This is a genomic window from Planotetraspora sp. GP83, from assembly GCF_041262585.1.
Taxonomy (GTDB): Bacteria; Actinomycetota; Actinomycetes; order Streptosporangiales; family Streptosporangiaceae; genus JAOEGB01.
Genome location: NZ_JBGCBZ010000001.1, coordinates 392252 through 408323 on the forward strand (window position 1 = coordinate 392252; position 16072 = coordinate 408323).

The 16072-nt window shown below is 70.2% G+C and carries 13 protein-coding genes; 5 read left to right on the forward strand and 8 right to left on the reverse strand.

Going from position 1 to position 16072, the window contains the following annotated elements:
- Positions 1-35 precede the first annotated feature (35 nt).
- Positions 36-1175: a Gfo/Idh/MocA family protein gene (locus ABH927_RS01900; RefSeq protein ID WP_370017656.1), complete on the forward strand. Its 1140-nt coding sequence runs from the start codon at positions 36-38 to the stop codon at positions 1173-1175.
- Positions 1165-3501: an alpha-mannosidase gene (locus tag ABH927_RS01905; protein WP_370017657.1), complete on the forward strand. Its 2337-nt coding sequence runs from the start codon at positions 1165-1167 to the stop codon at positions 3499-3501. Before ABH927_RS01900 ends, ABH927_RS01905 begins: the two co-directional genes overlap by 11 nt.
- Here the strand turns inward: ABH927_RS01905 and ABH927_RS01910 are convergent.
- Both ABH927_RS01910 and ABH927_RS01915 read right to left on the reverse strand, forming a co-directional pair.
- Positions 3392-3703 (reverse strand): endonuclease domain-containing protein, encoded by a 312-nt coding sequence (locus tag ABH927_RS01910; protein WP_370017658.1) that lies wholly within the window; start codon positions 3701-3703, stop codon positions 3392-3394. The two genes, ABH927_RS01905 and ABH927_RS01910, sit on opposite strands and share 110 nt — an antisense overlap.
- Before the next feature lie 324 nt (positions 3704-4027).
- A complete protein-coding gene (locus ABH927_RS01915) occupies positions 4028-4237 on the reverse strand; it encodes a ubiquitin-like protein Pup (RefSeq protein WP_370017659.1) in 210 nt (69 codons plus the stop codon).
- 301 nt (positions 4238-4538) lie between these two features.
- Between ABH927_RS01915 and ABH927_RS01920 the strand changes: the two genes are divergently transcribed.
- On the forward strand, positions 4539-5423 hold the full coding sequence (locus tag ABH927_RS01920; protein ID WP_370017660.1) for a serine/threonine-protein kinase: 885 nt from the start codon (positions 4539-4541) through the stop codon (positions 5421-5423).
- Positions 5424-5563: 140 nt separating this feature from the next.
- Here ABH927_RS01920 and dop read toward each other — a convergent pair whose 3' ends face one another.
- The 4 genes from dop to ABH927_RS01940 all read right to left on the reverse strand — a co-directional run bounded on the left by dop (position 5564) and on the right by ABH927_RS01940 (position 11352).
- The gene (dop, locus tag ABH927_RS01925) at positions 5564-7081 is read right to left on the reverse strand and encodes a depupylase/deamidase Dop (RefSeq protein WP_370017661.1); all 1518 of its coding nucleotides are present in this window, start codon (positions 7079-7081) and stop codon (positions 5564-5566) included.
- An 82-nt stretch (positions 7082-7163) separates the two neighbouring features.
- The gene (locus ABH927_RS01930) at positions 7164-8339 is read right to left on the reverse strand and encodes an acyltransferase family protein (RefSeq protein WP_370017662.1); all 1176 of its coding nucleotides are present in this window, start codon (positions 8337-8339) and stop codon (positions 7164-7166) included.
- A gap of 180 nt (positions 8340-8519) precedes the next feature.
- The gene (arc, locus tag ABH927_RS01935; RefSeq protein WP_370017663.1) at positions 8520-10283 is read right to left on the reverse strand and encodes a proteasome ATPase; all 1764 of its coding nucleotides are present in this window, start codon (positions 10281-10283) and stop codon (positions 8520-8522) included.
- Positions 10284-10488: 205 nt separating this feature from the next.
- On the reverse strand, positions 10489-11352 hold the full coding sequence (locus ABH927_RS01940) for a tRNA (adenine-N1)-methyltransferase (RefSeq protein WP_370017664.1): 864 nt from the start codon (positions 11350-11352) through the stop codon (positions 10489-10491).
- A gap of 306 nt (positions 11353-11658) precedes the next feature.
- Between ABH927_RS01940 and ABH927_RS01945 the strand changes: the two genes are divergently transcribed.
- Positions 11659-12768, forward strand: a complete 1110-nt coding sequence (locus tag ABH927_RS01945) for a GNAT family N-acetyltransferase (protein WP_370017665.1) — start codon at positions 11659-11661, stop codon at positions 12766-12768.
- Positions 12769-13077: 309 nt separating this feature from the next.
- Here the strand turns inward: ABH927_RS01945 and ABH927_RS01950 are convergent, their stop codons facing one another.
- Entirely contained in the window at positions 13078-14310 is a 1233-nt protein-coding gene (locus ABH927_RS01950) for an aminotransferase class III-fold pyridoxal phosphate-dependent enzyme (RefSeq protein WP_370017666.1), read from the reverse strand.
- Positions 14311-14414: 104 nt separating this feature from the next.
- The gene (locus ABH927_RS01955) at positions 14415-15317 is read right to left on the reverse strand and encodes a carbohydrate kinase family protein (RefSeq protein ID WP_370017667.1); all 903 of its coding nucleotides are present in this window, start codon (positions 15315-15317) and stop codon (positions 14415-14417) included.
- 55 nt (positions 15318-15372) lie between these two features.
- Here ABH927_RS01955 and ABH927_RS01960 point away from each other — a divergent pair, with 55 nt between their 5' ends.
- Positions 15373-15963 (forward strand): TetR/AcrR family transcriptional regulator, encoded by a 591-nt coding sequence (locus ABH927_RS01960; protein WP_370017668.1) that lies wholly within the window; start codon positions 15373-15375, stop codon positions 15961-15963.
- Positions 15964-16072 lie beyond the last annotated feature (109 nt).

Sequence of the window (16072 nt, forward strand, 5' to 3'; positions counted from 1 at the left end):
CATGATCACCAAAAGGTTGGGGGGATGGTGAGGGTGTGGACGTGGTGAAGGTGGGCGTCGCGGGGCTCGGGGTGGTGGCGCAGGTCGTGTACCTGCCGCTGCTCGCCCGCCGCCGCGACCTGTTCCGGGTCTCGGCCGTCGGCGACCTGGACCGCGGCCACGCCGAGACGATCGGGCGCGAGCTCGGCGTCCCGGCCTACGACGACCCGGCGGTCATGCTGGACAAGGGCGGGTTCGACGCGCTGCTCCTGCTCACCGCCGGCTCGCACGGGCCGCTGGTGAGGGCCGCCCTCGACCACGGCTACTGGGTGCTGTGCGAGAAGCCCCTCGCCTACAGCCGCCGGGAGCTGCGCGGCATCCCCGGCGACGCCCGGCTGATGGTCGCCTACATGAAGCAGTACGACCCCGCCACGCAGCGCATGCTGGAGGCGCTCCACGAGGCCGGCGGCGCGAGAGCCGTACGCCACCTGGACATGACCGTGCTGCACCCCTCCGAGGAGTCGCAGCTCCTGTTCGCCAGGGCCCGCGCGTCGCGGCCGTCGTCAGAGCGGCTCGCCCCCTACCTCGAAGCCGACGAGGAGTCGCTCACCACCGCCCTCGGCACGTCCTCGGAGCGGCTGCGTCGGCTCTACGCCCAGGTCATCCTCGGCAGCATCTGCCACGAGATGTCCCTGATGCGGCTGTTCACCGGGCCGCCCGACACCGTCGACCACGTGGCCGTCTGGCCTGTCGACGCCTTCCCGCCGTCCGTCGAGGTCAGCGGCACCCTGCCCGGCAGTGGATCCGCCGGTGGATCCGGCAGGTACGGCCTGCGCTGGCACTACCTGCCGGGCTACCCCACCTACAACGAGACGGTCCGGCTCGACCACGAGCACGGCTCGCTGGAGCTGAGCTTCCCCTCCCCCTACCTCCTGAACGCCCCCACCACGCTGACCGTCCTGTCCCGGGTCGGGACCACCGAGCGCAGGACCGTCTACCGCGACATCGCCGAGTCGTTCGAACGGCAGCTCGTCGCGTTCCACCGGTTCGTCACCCAGGACGAACCTCCGCTCACCGGACTCGACGGGGCGCTGAAGGATATCGTCACGGCCCAGCGGATCGTCCGCCGCTACGCGGAATGGGCGGGCATCCCCATAGGCGGCGAATGCGTCGAGGAGAGCCCACGTGAACCCTGAGACCGGCAACCCTGAAGCCGACGGGGACCAACCGGAGATCGTCGTCGTCCCGCACACCCACTGGGACCGCGAGTGGTATCTCCCGTTCCAGCGGTTCCGGATGGGCCTGGTCGGCATGCTCGACAAGGTCCTGGCCGCCATGGACGAGGACCCTCTCTACCGGTTCACCATGGACGGCCAGCTCGCCGCCGTCGAGGACTACCTGGAGATCCGGCCCGGCCGCCGCGCCGACATCGCCCGCTTCGCCGCCGAAGGCCGGTTCGCCATCGGCCCCTGGCTCATCCTCGCCGACGAGTTCCTCTGCTCCGGCGAGACCCTGATCCGCAACCTCGAGTACGGCATGCGCGGCGCCGCCGAGCTCGGCGGCGCCATGCCCGTCGGCTACCTCCCCGACCAGTCGGCCACTGCGCCCAGATGCCGCAGATCCTCTCCCTCGCCGGGCTCCGCCACGCCTGCCTGTGGCGCGGCGTCCCCGCGCACGTCGACCGCGACACCTTCGCTCTCCACGCTGTGGCCGGCCGACCGCACGGCGTCCGCCCGCCTCCTCGACCTGGCGTGGCGGCGCGTCATCGCCTGCAGCGGCCACGACTCCATCACCGGCTGCGGAGCCGACGAGACCGCCCAGCAGGTCGCCGCCCGGATCGCCGAGGCCGAGCAGATCGGCCAGGCCGTCACCGGCCTCGTCGGGGCCTCCCTCGCCGCCTCGGTCTCCAAGGACTCCGTCGTGGTCGTCAACCCGTCGCCGTTCGAGCGGAGCGGCCTCGTCCTCGCCGACCTGCCCGAGCACCGCGCCCGCCTGGTCACCGCCTCCGGCCACGCCGTACCCGTCCAGCGGCTCGAACACGCCCCCACCCTGCTCGACGAGACCGTCATGGACGACCTCCCGCAGCTCCTCGGCCGGGTCCACGAACGCGAGCTGTTCGGCCACGAGATCGTCTCCTGGGCCGCCGGCGACGGCGTCTTCACCATCACCGTCAGCCGCCACGCGTCCGGCGCGTACGACTACGACGATCTCCGCCAGGCGATCCTCCTTGCCGGGCCGGGCCCCTGGCGGGTCCGTACGCTCGCCGAGCCGGTCGTGACCGTCGCGGCGCACGTCACCGTGCCGCCTCTCGGCCGCGCCGTCCTGACCGCCCGCCCCTTCGACGGCTCCGCCCCCGCCCCGGCCCTCCCTCCCGGCGCCTTGTACGGCTACCGGCAGGCGCCCGAGGGCACACTCGACAACGGCCTGCTGCGGGTCCGCGTCGCCGCCGACGGGACGCTGTCCATCCGCGGCCGGGACGGGACCGAGGTCCACGGCATCGGGCGCATCGCGCATGGCGGGGACATAGGCGACACCTACAACTACGCGCCCCCGCCTGAGGACGTGATCCTGGACAGCCCCTCGGACGTGCGGGTCGAGGAGATCTGCTCCGGGCCGCTCGTGTCCGTGCTCGAGGTCACCCGGACGTATGACTGGCCAGACCAGGCCGGGCTGGAGCCCGATGCCCCCGGCGCGACCGTGAACACCGTCGTCACCACGCGGGTGGAGCTGCGCGCCGGCGAGCCGTACACGCGGCTCGAGCTCACCATGGACGTCCGCTGCCGCGACCATCGCATCCGCTGGCACGCCCCGCTGCCGTCACAGGCCGCCGAATCGTTCGCCGAAGGCCGGCTCGCCGTCGTACGGCGCGGCCTCACCGCCGAAGGCGGATGCGGCGAGAAGCCGATCCCCACCTTCCCCGCCGAGTCCTTCGTCGCCGCGGGCGGCCTCGCCGTGCTCCTCGACCACGTCACCGAATACGAGCTGGTCCGCCACGCCACGCCCCTCGCCGGCGAGCTGGCGCTCACGCTGGTGAGATCGGTGGGCCACCTGTCCAAGAACCGGAACCCCTACCGGGACGAGCCCGCCGGGCCGCAGCTCGCGACGCCCGCCGCCCAGTGCCAGGGCCCGCTGTCCACCCGCTTCGCCGTGCTGCCCTACTCCGGGAGCTGGCACGAGGCCGGACTGCCGCGCCTGGCCGAGGAGTATCGCCATGAGCTGCCGGCCTTTCCCGGGACGGGATCCCCGGCGGCGGCCGCCACCGCGCGGGAGCCGATGGCGCCGGTGATCTCCGGAGACGGGGTCATGATGGCCGCGCTGAGAGAAAGGGACGGATGGCTGGAGATCCGCCTGGTGGCCGAGCATCCGGTAGCCACCGAGGCCGTCCTCCACGGGGGTTTCACCGCCGCGCGTCTCACCGACGCGCTCGGCTCCCCCGCCGCCCCGCTTGAGGTCTCGTCAGGCGCGGTACGGCTCCCGCTCCGGCCTTTCGAGATCGCGACAGTTCAGCTGTCGTGGGTGTAGGCGAACTTCCACTCGGCCTTCCGGTAGAACCGCCGGAGCGTCCGCTCCGCCTGGTTCGCGGCCACGCTAGATCCCCCTGGTCCCTGAACTGCCCAGGCCCGAGTTGCAGGGCATACCGGACCGCACCGGTGTCATGGTCGTGGTCGACGTGCTCGGGAGGCCGCTTCCAGCACACGGCGCACAGCCCCTGCTGCTCGGCCATCGTCCGATCGGCGTCGGCCCTTCTGCGAGCGGTTCTGGCCGAAATCGGCGTGCTGCTTGATCTCCTTGCACCGTGGACAGAACTTGTGACCCTCGGGAACGTCAATACGCTCCCGGACGGTCTTTCCCTGCTCCGCCTTCTTCTTTCGATAGCTGGCGGTGGACCGGATTCGGAAGCAGGCCTTGCGGTACCTGGCGCGGCCGTCCGGCATGCGCTTGTTCAGTCCGAATTCGGAGAGTTGCTTGCTGACACCACAGTCCGGGCACGTCTTCGTGCCGTCCTGCGAACCCACCCGATTTAACCTCCCCCTGTGTCCGGTTTGCTCTACTCTCCGCCCTTTTGGACGTAAGAGCGCACAAACTCCTCTGCGTTCTCTTCGAGAACTTCGTCGATTTCGTCCAGAATCGCGTCGACGTCGTCGGTGAGCTTCTCGTGGCGCTCCTGCACGTCCGGGGACGCCTGCGCCTCGGTCTCCTCGACCTCGTTCTCCTGGCGGCCGGCCTGCTTCTGCCCGCCGGTGTCCTTGGTCGCCATCTCCGCTACCTCCGCTGCTCGGGGGACCCTCTTCCCCATATCTTCCCCGAACCGGGCGACATTGCGCGCGAAAGGGCTCGCGATCTTCGCGGCCCGGTGCCGGGGCGTCTCGCCAGACAACCCTCTGCACGGCGTCAATGCAACCCACGGGCAGAATGATCCTCGCCGGGGCCTGCCGTACATCGGATCGTTATCCCGGCGGAGCCGCCGGTCGCCCGGAATCACCGTCGCCCCGGAGCGGCTCGGACCACAATGTGATCCCGGGTTCGAGATGCCGGTGCGGGGACGTGGACGGGGGCTGATGGCAACGGGCCGTGCGCGGCATCTGCTGGGGGATCGCTACAGGCTGCTGTCGCCCGTCCGCCGCGACGGCGGGGGAATCCTGTGGCACGGCCACGATCTGCTGCTCAAGCGCGACGTCGCCCTCAAGGAGGTGTCGCCGCCGTACGAAGTCGACATGCCGGACCTCCCGGCGGCGCGGCGGCAGGCGCTGCACGAGGCCCGGGCGGCGGCCCGGCTGAGCCATCCGGCGATCATCACGGTGCACGACCTGCTGGAGGACCGGGGCCGGCTGTGGATCGTCACCGAGCTCCTGTCCGGCCTGACCCTCGACGAGACGGTCGAGCATGTGGGGCGGCTTCCGGTCCGCTGGGCGGCGTGGGTGGGTTTCCAGCTCCTGGCGGGCGTGCGGCACGCGCACGCGACGGGGGTCGTTCATGGCGACATCAGGCCGGGCACCGTGCTGCTCACCGGGGATCGGGTCGTGCTCACCGACTTCGGGATCGCCGCCATGGGGAGGGACGCGGGCGGCTCCGCGCCGCCGCCTGCCCGGTCGGCGGCATATGTCGCGCCTGAGCGGATGCGGGGGGCGCCGGCCGCCCCGGAGGCCGATCTGTGGTCGTTCGGGGCGACGCTGTACTGGGTGGTGAAGGGCAGGGCGCCCTTCCCGGGCACGGGACCGCTGGCGGAGCGGGGAACGGCCGACCCGTGCGAGCCGGACCCTCCAGATGAGGCGGGGCCGCTGCGGCCGGTGCTGGAAGGGCTGCTGCGGCGGGATCCGGCCGAGCGGCTGACCGCGGAGGAGGCGACGCGCCTCCTCGTGGGCGTGCTGCGGCGGGAGGGCATCGCGGCCGCTCCGCCCGGCCGGCGGGCCGAGGAGCTCCCGCCGGACGCCTTTACGATGTAGATCCGGAACCCCGGGATCGCGCCCAGATCCGGGCCCGGCGCTGTTTCGTGGCCCCCTTGGAACCGCGTGACGCCTACGCGCGCCGGCGAGGCCGCGGAGGCCACCCGGCGCGGGCGGGGCGGGCGTCCGGGCCGACCGGCTCAGCCTTCGCCGGTCAGGGCGGCGACGAGGTCGGCGGCGGTGCGGCAGCGGTCGAGGAGGTCGCCGACGTGGGCCTTGGTGCCGCGGAGGGGCTCCAAGGTGGGGACGCGCTGGAGGGACTCCCGGCCGGGGATGTCGAATATCACCGAGTCCCAGGAGGCGGCGGCCACGGACTCGCTGTACTGGCGCAGGCAGCGGCCGCGGAAGTAGGCGCGGGTGTCGGTGGGCGGCATCTCGATGGCGCGCTCGATGTCATTGTCCGTCACCAGCCGCTGCATGCGGCCGCGGGCGACGAGGCGGTTGTAGAGGCCGCGCTCGGGCCGGATGTCGGTGTACTGCAGGTCGACGAGCTGGAGCCGGGGGTGGGACCAGGGCAGGTTGTCGCGGGTCCGGTAACCCTCCAGGAGCTCCAGCTTGGCGACCCAGTCGAGCTCTCGGGACAGCTGCATGGGGTCCTCGGCGAGCCGGGTGAGCACGGACTCCCAGCGGTTGAGCACGTCCTTGGTCATGTCGTCGACGCTGGAGCCGTACCGGTCCTCGACGTACTTGCGGGCCTGCTCGAGGTATTCCATCTGGAGCTGGATGGCCGTCATCTTGCGGCCGTTGCGCAGGGCGATCTCGTACCGGCAGGTGGGGTCATGGGAGACCGCCCGCAGGGCGGCGACCGGAGACTCGACCGACAGGTCGGTGGTGAGGAACCCGTCCTCGATCATGGCGAGGACGAGTGCCGTCGTCCCTAGCTTCAAATATGTCGAAATTTCCGACATATTTGCGTCGCCGATGATCACGTGGAGCCGGCGGTACTTCTCCGGGTCGGCGTGCGGCTCGTCGCGGGTGTTGATGATGGGCCGCTTGAGCGTGGTCTCCAGACCCACCTCGACCTCGAAGAAGTCGGCCCGCTGGCTGATTTGAAAGCCCTCTCCGCGAGAGTCCTGCCCGATGCCGACCTTGCCCGCGCCGCAGACGATCTGGCGGGACACGAAGAACGGCGTGAGGTGCCGGACGATGTCGGCGAACGGCGTCGCCCGGCGCATCAGGTAGTTCTCGTGGCAGCCGTAGGAGGCGCCCTTGGCGTCGGTGTTGTTCTTGTAGAGCTGGATGGGGGCGTTGCCCGGCATGGCCGAGGCGCGGACGGCGGCGTCGTGCATGACCCGCTCTCCGGCCTTGTCCCAGATGACCGCCGCCCGGGGGTTGGTGCACTCCGGCGTGGAGTATTCCGGGTGGGCGTGGTCGACGTAGAGCCGCGCGCCGTTGGTGAGGATCACGTTGGCCAGGCCGAGGTCCTCGTCGGTCAGCTGGCTCTGGTCCGCCACCTCGCGGGCCAGGTCGAACCCTCGGGCGTCGCGGAGCGGGTTCTCCTCCTCGAAGTCCCATCGAGCCCGGCGAGCCCGGGCGGCCGATGCCGCCAGGTACGCGTTGACGACCTGTGAGGAGGTCACCATCGCGTTGGCTCCCGGCTGACCGGGTACGGCGATGCCGTACTCGGTCTCGATGCCCATCACCCGCCGAACCGTCATGCGCACCCCGCCTGTTTCAGGCTGTCGTTCCGCCGTTATATCCCCGAGCCTAGCCTCTTCTCTATGCCCTGCTACCCGACACTTACGGCACGGATGCCTCGTGACTTTGCGCCGGGACGGGCGGCCGGTCCGGGGAATCGGGCCCCGGGCGGCGTCCGCGCCGGGGCCGCGCGTGTCCCAGGAGGGCCCCCAGACCGGCCCGTAGCCACCGCTGACCAGGCCTGTCGACGAGCCGGTACACGAGGTAGGCGAGCGCGATCGAGACCGTCATGGTGATGGCGACGAGCAGCCAGGGGTCGATCTCGTCCCGGTAGGAGGGGATGAGAACGGCCGAGACCGTCTGGTGGAGAAGGTAAAGCGGGTACGTCAGGGCGCCTACGGTGACCAGGGGCCGCCAGCGGAGCCACCGCAGCCAGCCGAGGGCGACCGCGGCCATCAACAGGAAGATCACTGTGATGGCGACGATCACTGCCTCCGGCGGGGCCGGGTAGTGCGCGAGGCCGATCGCGTCGACGCGCTCCCCGACCCGCCTCACGGCGGTGTGGAGGGACAGGCCGTACGACGCGGCGACGAAGATCCAGGCCGGCCCGGAGCGGAACCGGTGGATCAGGTAGAAGGCCATGCCCCCGATGAAGTACGGCGCCTGCTTCGGCAGGAACAGGAAGTCGAGCACGGCGTTCTGGGTGACCTCCGCGGCGATGACGAGGACGACCCAGGCCGACATGAAGACCAGGCATCGCCGTACCGTGATCCCGAACAGGGAGAACACCGCGACGAGGACGTAGAACCGCAGCTCCGCCCAGAGCGACCAGAAGACGCCCCCGGCGTGGCCGATGCCGAACGCGCCCTGCGACATCGTCAGGTTGACGACGTACTCCCCCGTCGTGAGCTTGGGGTCGAAGGCGGTGACGCCGCTGAACCGGTACATGATGAAGATCACGACGACGGCGAACCAGTACGCCGGGTAGAGCCGGGACACGCGGGAGACGGCGAACTCGCCGATGGTGTGCCCCCACACGCTCATCAGGATGACGAATCCGCTGATGAGGAAGAACAGCTCGACGCCGAGGATGCCGAGCGACGTGAAGCGGCTTACGGCCGGGAACAGGGTCACCGGGAACTCGCCCCAGAGCGACTTGCTGGCCGCCATGAAGTGGAAGGACATGACGGCGAACGCGGCCACGAACCGCAGAGCGTCCAGCTCGACGAGGCGCGGCCCTCTGGCCGTCGGGGGGGTCGTGCGACCACGGGGAGCCACAGGAGTCACCCGCGCACGCCTAGGGAGATCACGCACCTTTGACGTGATCGGATCCGTCCGGGTTCCCGGGGAAAGCCGCGTTTCCACGCAGCCGCCCCTTCCATGGCCGGTTCCGGGACGAACGGAACGGCGCGGCCCCTGGGGGACCGCGCCGCTCGTCTCTCTTCCGAGCCGGTGGGACTACAGGTACTGGCCGGTGTTGGCGACCGTGTCGATCGACCGGCCGGCCTCGGTGCCCTGCTTGCCCTGCACGAGGGTGCGGATGTAGACGATCCGCTCGCCCTTCTTGCCGGAGATGCGGGCCCAGTCGTCCGGGTTGGTGGTGTTGGGCAGGTCCTCGTTCTCGGAGAACTCGTCCACGCAGGCGGCCAGCAGATGCGCGATCCGCAGGCCCTTCTGCCCGGTCTCGAGGAACTGCTTGATGGCCATCTTCTTGCCCCGGTCCACGATGTTCTGGATCATGGCGCCGGAGTTGAAGTCCTTGAAGTAGAGGACTTCCTTGTCGCCGTTGGCGTAGGTCACCTCGAGGAAGCGGTTCTCCTCGCTCTCGGTGTACATCCGCTCGACGACCCGCTGGATCATGCCGGCGATGGTGCCCTCGCGGCTGTCGCCGTGCTCGGCGAGGTCGTCGGCGTGCAGCGGCAGTTCGCTGATGATGTACTTCGAGAAGATGTCCTTGGCCGCCTCGGCGTCCGGCCGCTCGATCTTGATCTTGACGTCCAGGCGGCCGGGCCGCAGGATCGCCGGGTCGATCATGTCCTCGCGGTTGGAGGCGCCGATGACGATGACGTTCTCCAGGCCCTCGACGCCGTCGATCTCCGACAACAGCTGAGGGACGATGGTGTTCTCCACGTCGGAGGAGACGCCCGAGCCTCGGGTGCGGAAGATCGAGTCCATCTCGTCGAAGAACACGATCACCGGGGTGCCCTCGGAGGCCTTCTCCCTGGCCCGCTGGAAGACCAGGCGGATGTGCCGCTCGGTCTCGCCGACGTACTTGTTGAGGAGCTCGGGGCCCTTGATGTTGAGGAAGAAGCTCTTGCCTGACTGGCCGGTCTTCTCCGCGACCTGCTTGGCGAGGGAGTTGGCGACCGCCTTGGCGATGAGCGTCTTGCCGCAGCCGGGCGGGCCGTACAGCAGCACGCCCTTGGGCGGGCGGAGCTTGTGCTCCCTGAACAGGTCGGCGTGCAGATAGGGCAGCTCGATGGCGTCCCTGATCTGCTCGATCTGCCGGCTGAGGCCGCCGATCTCCTCGTAGGAGATGTCGGGGACCTCTTCGAGGACGAGCTCTTCGACCTCGGACTTCGGGATCCGCTCGTACACGTAGTTCGAGCGGGGTTCCAGCAGGAGCGAGTCACCGGCACGGATGGGCTGGTCCAGGAGCGACTCGGCCAGCTTGACCACGCGCTCCTCGTCCGCGTGCGAGATGACCAGGGCGCGCTCGCCGTCCTCGAGGAGCTCCTTGAGCATGACGATCTCGCCGACGTCCTCGAAGCCGAGGGCCTCGACCACGTTGAGCGCTTCGTTGAGCATGACCTCCTGGCCACGCTTGAGCGAGTCGACGTCCACGGCGGGGCTGACGTTCACCCTCAGCTTGCGGCCTCCGGTGAACACCTCGATCGTGCCGTCATCCCTGGCCTCGAGGAACACGCCGAAGCCGGACGGCGGCTGTGCCAGCCGGTCGACCTCCTCCTTGAGGGCGACGATCTGGTCCCTGGCCTCCTTGAGGGTGGAGACCACACGCTCGTTCTGGCTCGTAAGGGCGGCCACCTGGGCCTGTGCCTCATGGAGACGTTCTTCGATGACCCTGGCCTGCCGGGGAGACTCGGCCAGCTTCCGGCGCAACGCGGTGATCTCCTCCTGCAGGAAGGAGACCTGTGTTGTGAGATCTGCGACCTCCCGTTCGCGCTGCGCGGCTCGAGCCTCAGCGTCGTCGCGAGCTGCCACGCCCCGTCACCTCCTTCCCCGTCGAGAACGACTACTCAAGACCCTACCTATCTTGGCGCTGTACGTAACCTGGCCGGGCAGTGTTCGTGTAGTTACGTTGGGTGTTCGGCGTTTGATACCTTATGAACCTTTTATTCGGGTAATCATAAGGAACACACCCTTATGTTCCCGTGTCACGCGGCTTTGCCGGTTTGTGGCTGAATCGTCACAGTGGTTCGATCCCCTCTCCATACGCTCCCTTGGCCGGGCGCCTGCGTCGCGGCGGGGGCGTCACGCCGTCCGCCATGCGACGGGCGCTGACGAGGAATCCCGTGTGGCCGACCATGCGGTGGTCCGGCCGTACGGCGAGCCCCTCGACATGCCAGTCGCGAACCAGGGTCTCCCACGCGTGAGGCTCCGTGAAACTCCCGTGTTCCCTGAGGGTCTCGACGGTTCTGGACATTTGAGTCGTTGTCGCAACATAGCAGCAGATAACGCCTCCCGGAGTGAGCGCCTTCGCGGCGGCGTCGACGCATTCCCAGGGGGCGAGCATGTCGAGGATCACGCGATCGACGTCCACCTCGTCGAGGGCGGAGACGAAGTCCCCGACGACCAGCCGCCACTGGTCCATGGGGCCCCCGAAGAACTTCTCCACGTTCTTGGTCGCCACCTCGGCGAAGTCCTCGCGGCGCTCGTAGGAGGTGACCGAGCCCTCCGAGCCGACCGCGCGAAGCAGGAAGCAGGTCAGCGCGCCCGACCCGACGCCGGCCTCCACGACGCGCGCGCCGGGGAAGATGTCGGCCATGCCGACGATCTGGGCCGCGTCCTTGGGGTAGATCACCGCCGCGCCGCGCGGCATGGAGACCGCGTAGTCCTGCAGCAGGTGCCGGAACGCCAGATAGGCGGTGCCGCCGGAGGAGCGCACCACGGATCCCTCGGGCTGCCCGATCAGGTCGTCATGCGGGATCGACCCCTTGTGCGTGTGGAAGACGCCGCCCTCTTTCAACGTCACCGTGTGCCGCTTGTTCTTCGGATCGGTGAGCTGAACCTGATCTCCGGCCTGGAACGGGCCGTGCCTGCGAAAACCCATGGTGAAAAGGCTATCGGTGATTGCCGTGTACGGCTGTCGCCCGCGGGAGCCGTACAGGCCCCGAACATAGCGCGACACACTGTGTCGCCGGGTTTCCTTTGCGTAATATCCCGATATCCCGGTTGCGACCGCAGCACGCCTCGAACAGGTCCTGGACGAGGTCCCCGGCATCGCGGCCGTAGCCGTTGAGGAAGAGATCACATCGGCGCCGTCGCCGGCGAGCTGCCGCGCGGCGTGCCGTACCGAGACGGGCCGTACGGGGAAATGGGATGGCCGCGGAAGCGGGGCGGCTGGTAGCAATGGGACATGTTGCCCCACGAGGTCATTTCCGCCGGTCCAGTGGTTCTGCGGACTCCCGAGAAGAGCGACGTGGACGCGATCACGCGCGCGTGCGCCGATCCGGATATCGCCCGGTTCATTCCCCTTGTCCCGTCGCCGTACACCCGTGACGACGCGCTGATGTGGATCACCGAACTGGCGCCCGGCGGCTGGGAGGCGGGCGGGGCCGAGTTCGTGATCGCCGGGCCCGGCGACGGGGAGTTCCTCGGCGTGATCGGGCTGAAGCCGGTCGACCGGCTCGGCAACGGCGAGATCGGCTACTGGGTGGCGCCATGGGCGCGGGGACGGGGGGTCGCGACGGCCGCCGTCCGGGCGCTCTCCGAGTGGGCGTTCGCCCACGGCCTGCCGCGTCTCGCGCTGCTCGCCGAGGTCGAGAACGTCGTCAGCCAGCGCGTCGCCTACGCGGCCGGGTTCGAGCGCGAGGGGGTGCTGCGCGGGGCGCAGACGTCGCGGGACGGCTCCCGCGCCGACGTGGTGGCCTTCGCCCGGCTGGCCACCGACCCCGGCGACCCCGTCCCGCCGTTCCTGCCGTTCTTCCCCGGGGGCTTCCCCGGCGGTTCGCTCACCGACGGCGTCGTGCTGCTCACGCCGCTCACCACGGGCGACGCAGCCGACTACCAGGCGGTGGCGTCGGTGCCGGACGTCGTCGAGCACCACGTCCCGCCTGTGACGCCGGACTACGCGGAGACCGTGGCGCGCTGCCGCCACGCGGGCCACCGGTGGCTCGCCGGGCAGATGGCCTCGATCGCCATCCGGGACGCCGAGACCGGCGCGTTCGCGGGAGACGCCCAGCTCACGAACATCATCCCGCCCCTCCGCCAGGCCATGGTCGGCTACAGCCTGCACCCGCGCTATCGCGGGCGGGGCTTCATGACCCGCACGGTGAACCTACTCATCGAGTGGGCCTTCGACAACACCTCGCTGCGGCGGATCGTCGCGGGCACCGCCCCGGACAACACCGCGTCGCACCGGGTGCTCGAACGGGCGGGGTTCACCCGCGAGGTTCTCGTCAAGGACTTGCTGCCCGGCCCCGGCGGCACCCGCGTCGACGACCTCCAGTGGGCCCGCACGCGCTGACCAAGAGCCCCAACGCCCATCCGTGGAACATCCAGCGAGTCGCCCAGGCCGTCGCCGTGATCATGCAGGATTTCCCGGGAAGCTCGGGGACGTGGGATTTCCCGGATCGTGATCATGCATGGATTCCGCCGTACGCGGTCTGATCAGTGCCGGCACCGTTTGTGATCATGCGATGTCCGTCCGTCGGGCGCACCCTCGTCATGCATGATCACGCCGCACAAAGCGTCAGGGAGGACGGTGCGCGCGGGAACACGCGCATGATCACGCTACACAAAGCGCCAGGCAGGACGGTGCGTGCGGGCTCTTGCCTCAATCGGCGCCGAAGGCGGCCCTGAGCTTGGCGAAGGCGGCGTCGGTGCCCCGCAGCGCGCGGTCGATCTCCGCGTCGGTGTGGGCGGCCGACAGGAACCAGTTGTGCCACGGGTGGAGGTAGACGCCCTCGTCCAGGCAGGCTCCGGCCCAGTGAATGGCCTTCTCCAGGGTCGCGTCGCCCTCGAAGGACAGCCACGGCACCTGCACCGGCCCGGTCTGGTTGACCACGAACCCGTGGGAGGCCGCCTGGGCCGCCAGCCCTTCCCGCAGGCGGGAGCCCGCGCGGTGCATGAGCGCCACGCCGTCGGTCTCGCGGAGGATCTCGATCGTCGCCCTGGCGGCGGCCATCGCGGTGGCGGAGAACCAGAACGACCCGGTCGAGTAGAGCGACTGGGCCGCGCCGCGCAGCGCGTCGGTGCCCGTGACGGCGGCGATGGGGAAGCCGTTGGCCATGGCCTTGCTCCAGGCCGTCAGGTCGGGCCGGACGCCGAGCGGCTCCCAGGAGCCCCGCAGGTCCAGCCGCCACCCGGCCCGCACGTCGTCGATGACGAGGGCCGCGCCGAGCCGGTCGGCCAGGGCGCGGACCCCGGTGGCGAAGCCCGCCTCGGCCAGCTCCTGGTCCTCGAACGAGTCGTGCTTGAACGGCGTGACCAGGATGGCGGCGACGTCTCCCTCCGCCTGGGCCGCGGCGGCCTCGGCGGACGCGAGGTCGTTGTAGGTGAACTCGATGGAGTCGGCGCGCTGGTTGGGGGTCACCCCGGACAGACCGGGAGTGCACCACGGGTCCGCGCCGTGGTACGCGCCGTGGGCGACCAGGACCTTGGTCCGGCCGGTCGCGGCCCTGGCCACCATGAGGGCCTGCGTGGTGGCGTCGGTGCCGTTCTTGGAGAACATCGCCCAGTCGGCCGACGGGATGAGGTCGACCAGCAGCTCCGCGAGCTCCACCATGACCGGGCCGGGGCCGTTGAGGCAGTCGCCGGACGCCTGCTGGGCCGCGGCGGCCTCCTCCACCCGGGGGTTGCGGTGGCCCACGATCATCGGCCCCCAGCTGCACATGAGGTCGACGTACTCGCGGCCGTCGGCGTCCCACTGCCGCGCGCCTTCCGCCCTGACGAAGAACTGCGGGTACTTGTCACCGTGCAGGGCCGCGTTGAGGTGGCCGTACATGCCACCGGGGATGACCTTGGCGGCGCGTTCCCGCAGTGAGGCGTCGCCGGGGATCTCGGGCATGGGTTCTCCTGTTCGAAGTCGTCGATGGCGGGGCCTCCCGCTGGGCCGGGCCCGCGCGGTCCGCGCCGTACGGCCCGCGAGAAAGGGGGGCCGGTACGGCGTGCCTAGCCGGTGACGGGGCCGTCGAGTCCGGCGTCGGAGCCCAGGCCGCCGGCCACCCGGGCCGCGACGGCCGTGCCGAGCTCGGCGGCTCCCACGACGTCGCGCCCGTCGAGCAGCCCGGCGGCGAAGCCCGCGCAGTAGGCGTCGCCGCAGCCGGTCGTGTCCACCACCGGCACGTCGAGCGCGGGGATCCGCGTGTGCCCGGACTCGGTGGCGACCAGGCTGCCCTCTGCGCCCAGCGTGACGAGCACGCCCCGGAGCCCCTGGCGGAGCAGCGCGGCGGCGGCCTCCTCGGCGGTAGCCGCCCCGGTCAGCATGAGCGCCTGCTCCTCGTTGGGCAGCAGGTAGTCGACGTGGGGCAGGAACGCCACGACACCCGGCATGAGATCGGGCATGTTGGACAGCAGGTCCATGGTCACGACGGCGCCGTTCTCGCGGACCTTGTCCAGCAGCGCGAAGAACGCGGGGTCGTGCAGCCCCCAGGTGACGTCCATGCCGCCGAGGTGCACGATCTTCGCGCCGGTGATCCGTTCCTGGTCGAGATCGGCCACGGAGAACCCGAGGTTGGCTCCCGGGACGTGGAAGGAGGGCCGCCCTCCGTCCGGCCTGATGGGGAGGATGGAGGCCGCGGTCTGCTCCCCCGGCTTGCGGACGATCCCGCCGACGTCGACGCCATGCCGTTCCATGATCATGATGAGGAAGTCGCCGAGCTCGTCGTCGCCCACCGCGCCCAGAGACGCCACGGGAACGCCGATCTTGGCGAGGTCTACCGCGGTGCCGGCGGCGGCGCCCGCCGCGGTGATGCGGATCTGCTCCAGCAGATGCGTGTCCTGACCCGCCGGAAGGGACTCCACCGGGCGCGCCAGGACGTCCACGATGTGGACGCCAACCGTGACAACCGTCATGTGCGGATAATAGACGGGCGCCCGACTAAAATGTCAACGGGAAGGGGGCGCCGGAATGCCCAAGATCGTTGACCATGAGGAGCGGCGCGGCGAGGTCGTCGCGGCCGCCCGCCGGATCATCCTCCGCGACGGCATCGAGGCCGCGACCACCCGGGCCATCGCGAAGGAGGCCGGATACTCCAACGGGGTGCTCACCCATTACTTCGCCGACAAGGACGACATCCTGGTCTCGGCCCTGGAGGCGTCACACCGCCGGATCGCCGAGCGGCTCGCGGACAAGCTGTCCGGCCTCGGCGGCCTCGCGGCGCTCCGGGAGGTGCTGCTCGACAACGTCCCGCTCGACGACGACCGGGTCCAGGAGACCGGGCTCGAGATCGGGTTCTGGGGCCGCAGCCTGACCAGCCCCGACCTCCTGGAGGTCCAGCGGCGGGAGGCGGCCGAGCTGCGCTACCTCGTGCTCAGCCTGCTCCAGTCGGCCGCCGAGGCGGGAGAGATCCGGACGGACGAAGACCTCGAAGACATCGCCGAGCGGCTGCTCGCGCTCGTCGACGGGCTCAGCGTCCACCGGCTGCTCTATCCGGGCAGGGTGACCGATGACCGCCTCGAACGGCTCATCCTGCGCGAGCTGGATCACCTCAGCCCATGAGCACCCGTCACCCCAAGCTCGCTGCTCCAGCCGGTCGGCTCGTACGGCTCATCCCGCACGAGCTCGATCACTTGGACCTGTGAGCGCCGGCCGGGCGGAGGCGCCCGGT

Coding starts and splice junctions, on each gene's coding strand:
- ABH927_RS01910 (WP_370017658.1), bottom strand. CDS start 3,703: ATGGCCGAGCAGCAGGGGCTGTGCGCCGTGTGCTGGAAGCGGCCTCCC.
- ABH927_RS01915 (WP_370017659.1), bottom strand. CDS start 4,237: ATGGCGACCAAGGACACCGGCGGGCAGAAGCAGGCCGGCCGCCAGGAG.
- ABH927_RS01920 (WP_370017660.1), top strand. CDS start 4,539: ATGGCAACGGGCCGTGCGCGGCATCTGCTGGGGGATCGCTACAGGCTG.
- dop (WP_370017661.1), bottom strand. CDS start 7,081: ATGACGGTTCGGCGGGTGATGGGCATCGAGACCGAGTACGGCATCGCC.
- ABH927_RS01940 (WP_370017664.1), bottom strand. CDS start 11,352: ATGGGTTTTCGCAGGCACGGCCCGTTCCAGGCCGGAGATCAGGTTCAG.
- ABH927_RS01945 (WP_370017665.1), top strand. CDS start 11,659: ATGTTGCCCCACGAGGTCATTTCCGCCGGTCCAGTGGTTCTGCGGACT.
- ABH927_RS01950 (WP_370017666.1), bottom strand. CDS start 14,310: ATGCCCGAGATCCCCGGCGACGCCTCACTGCGGGAACGCGCCGCCAAG.
- ABH927_RS01955 (WP_370017667.1), bottom strand. CDS start 15,317: ATGACGGTTGTCACGGTTGGCGTCCACATCGTGGACGTCCTGGCGCGC.
- ABH927_RS01960 (WP_370017668.1), top strand. CDS start 15,373: ATGCCCAAGATCGTTGACCATGAGGAGCGGCGCGGCGAGGTCGTCGCG.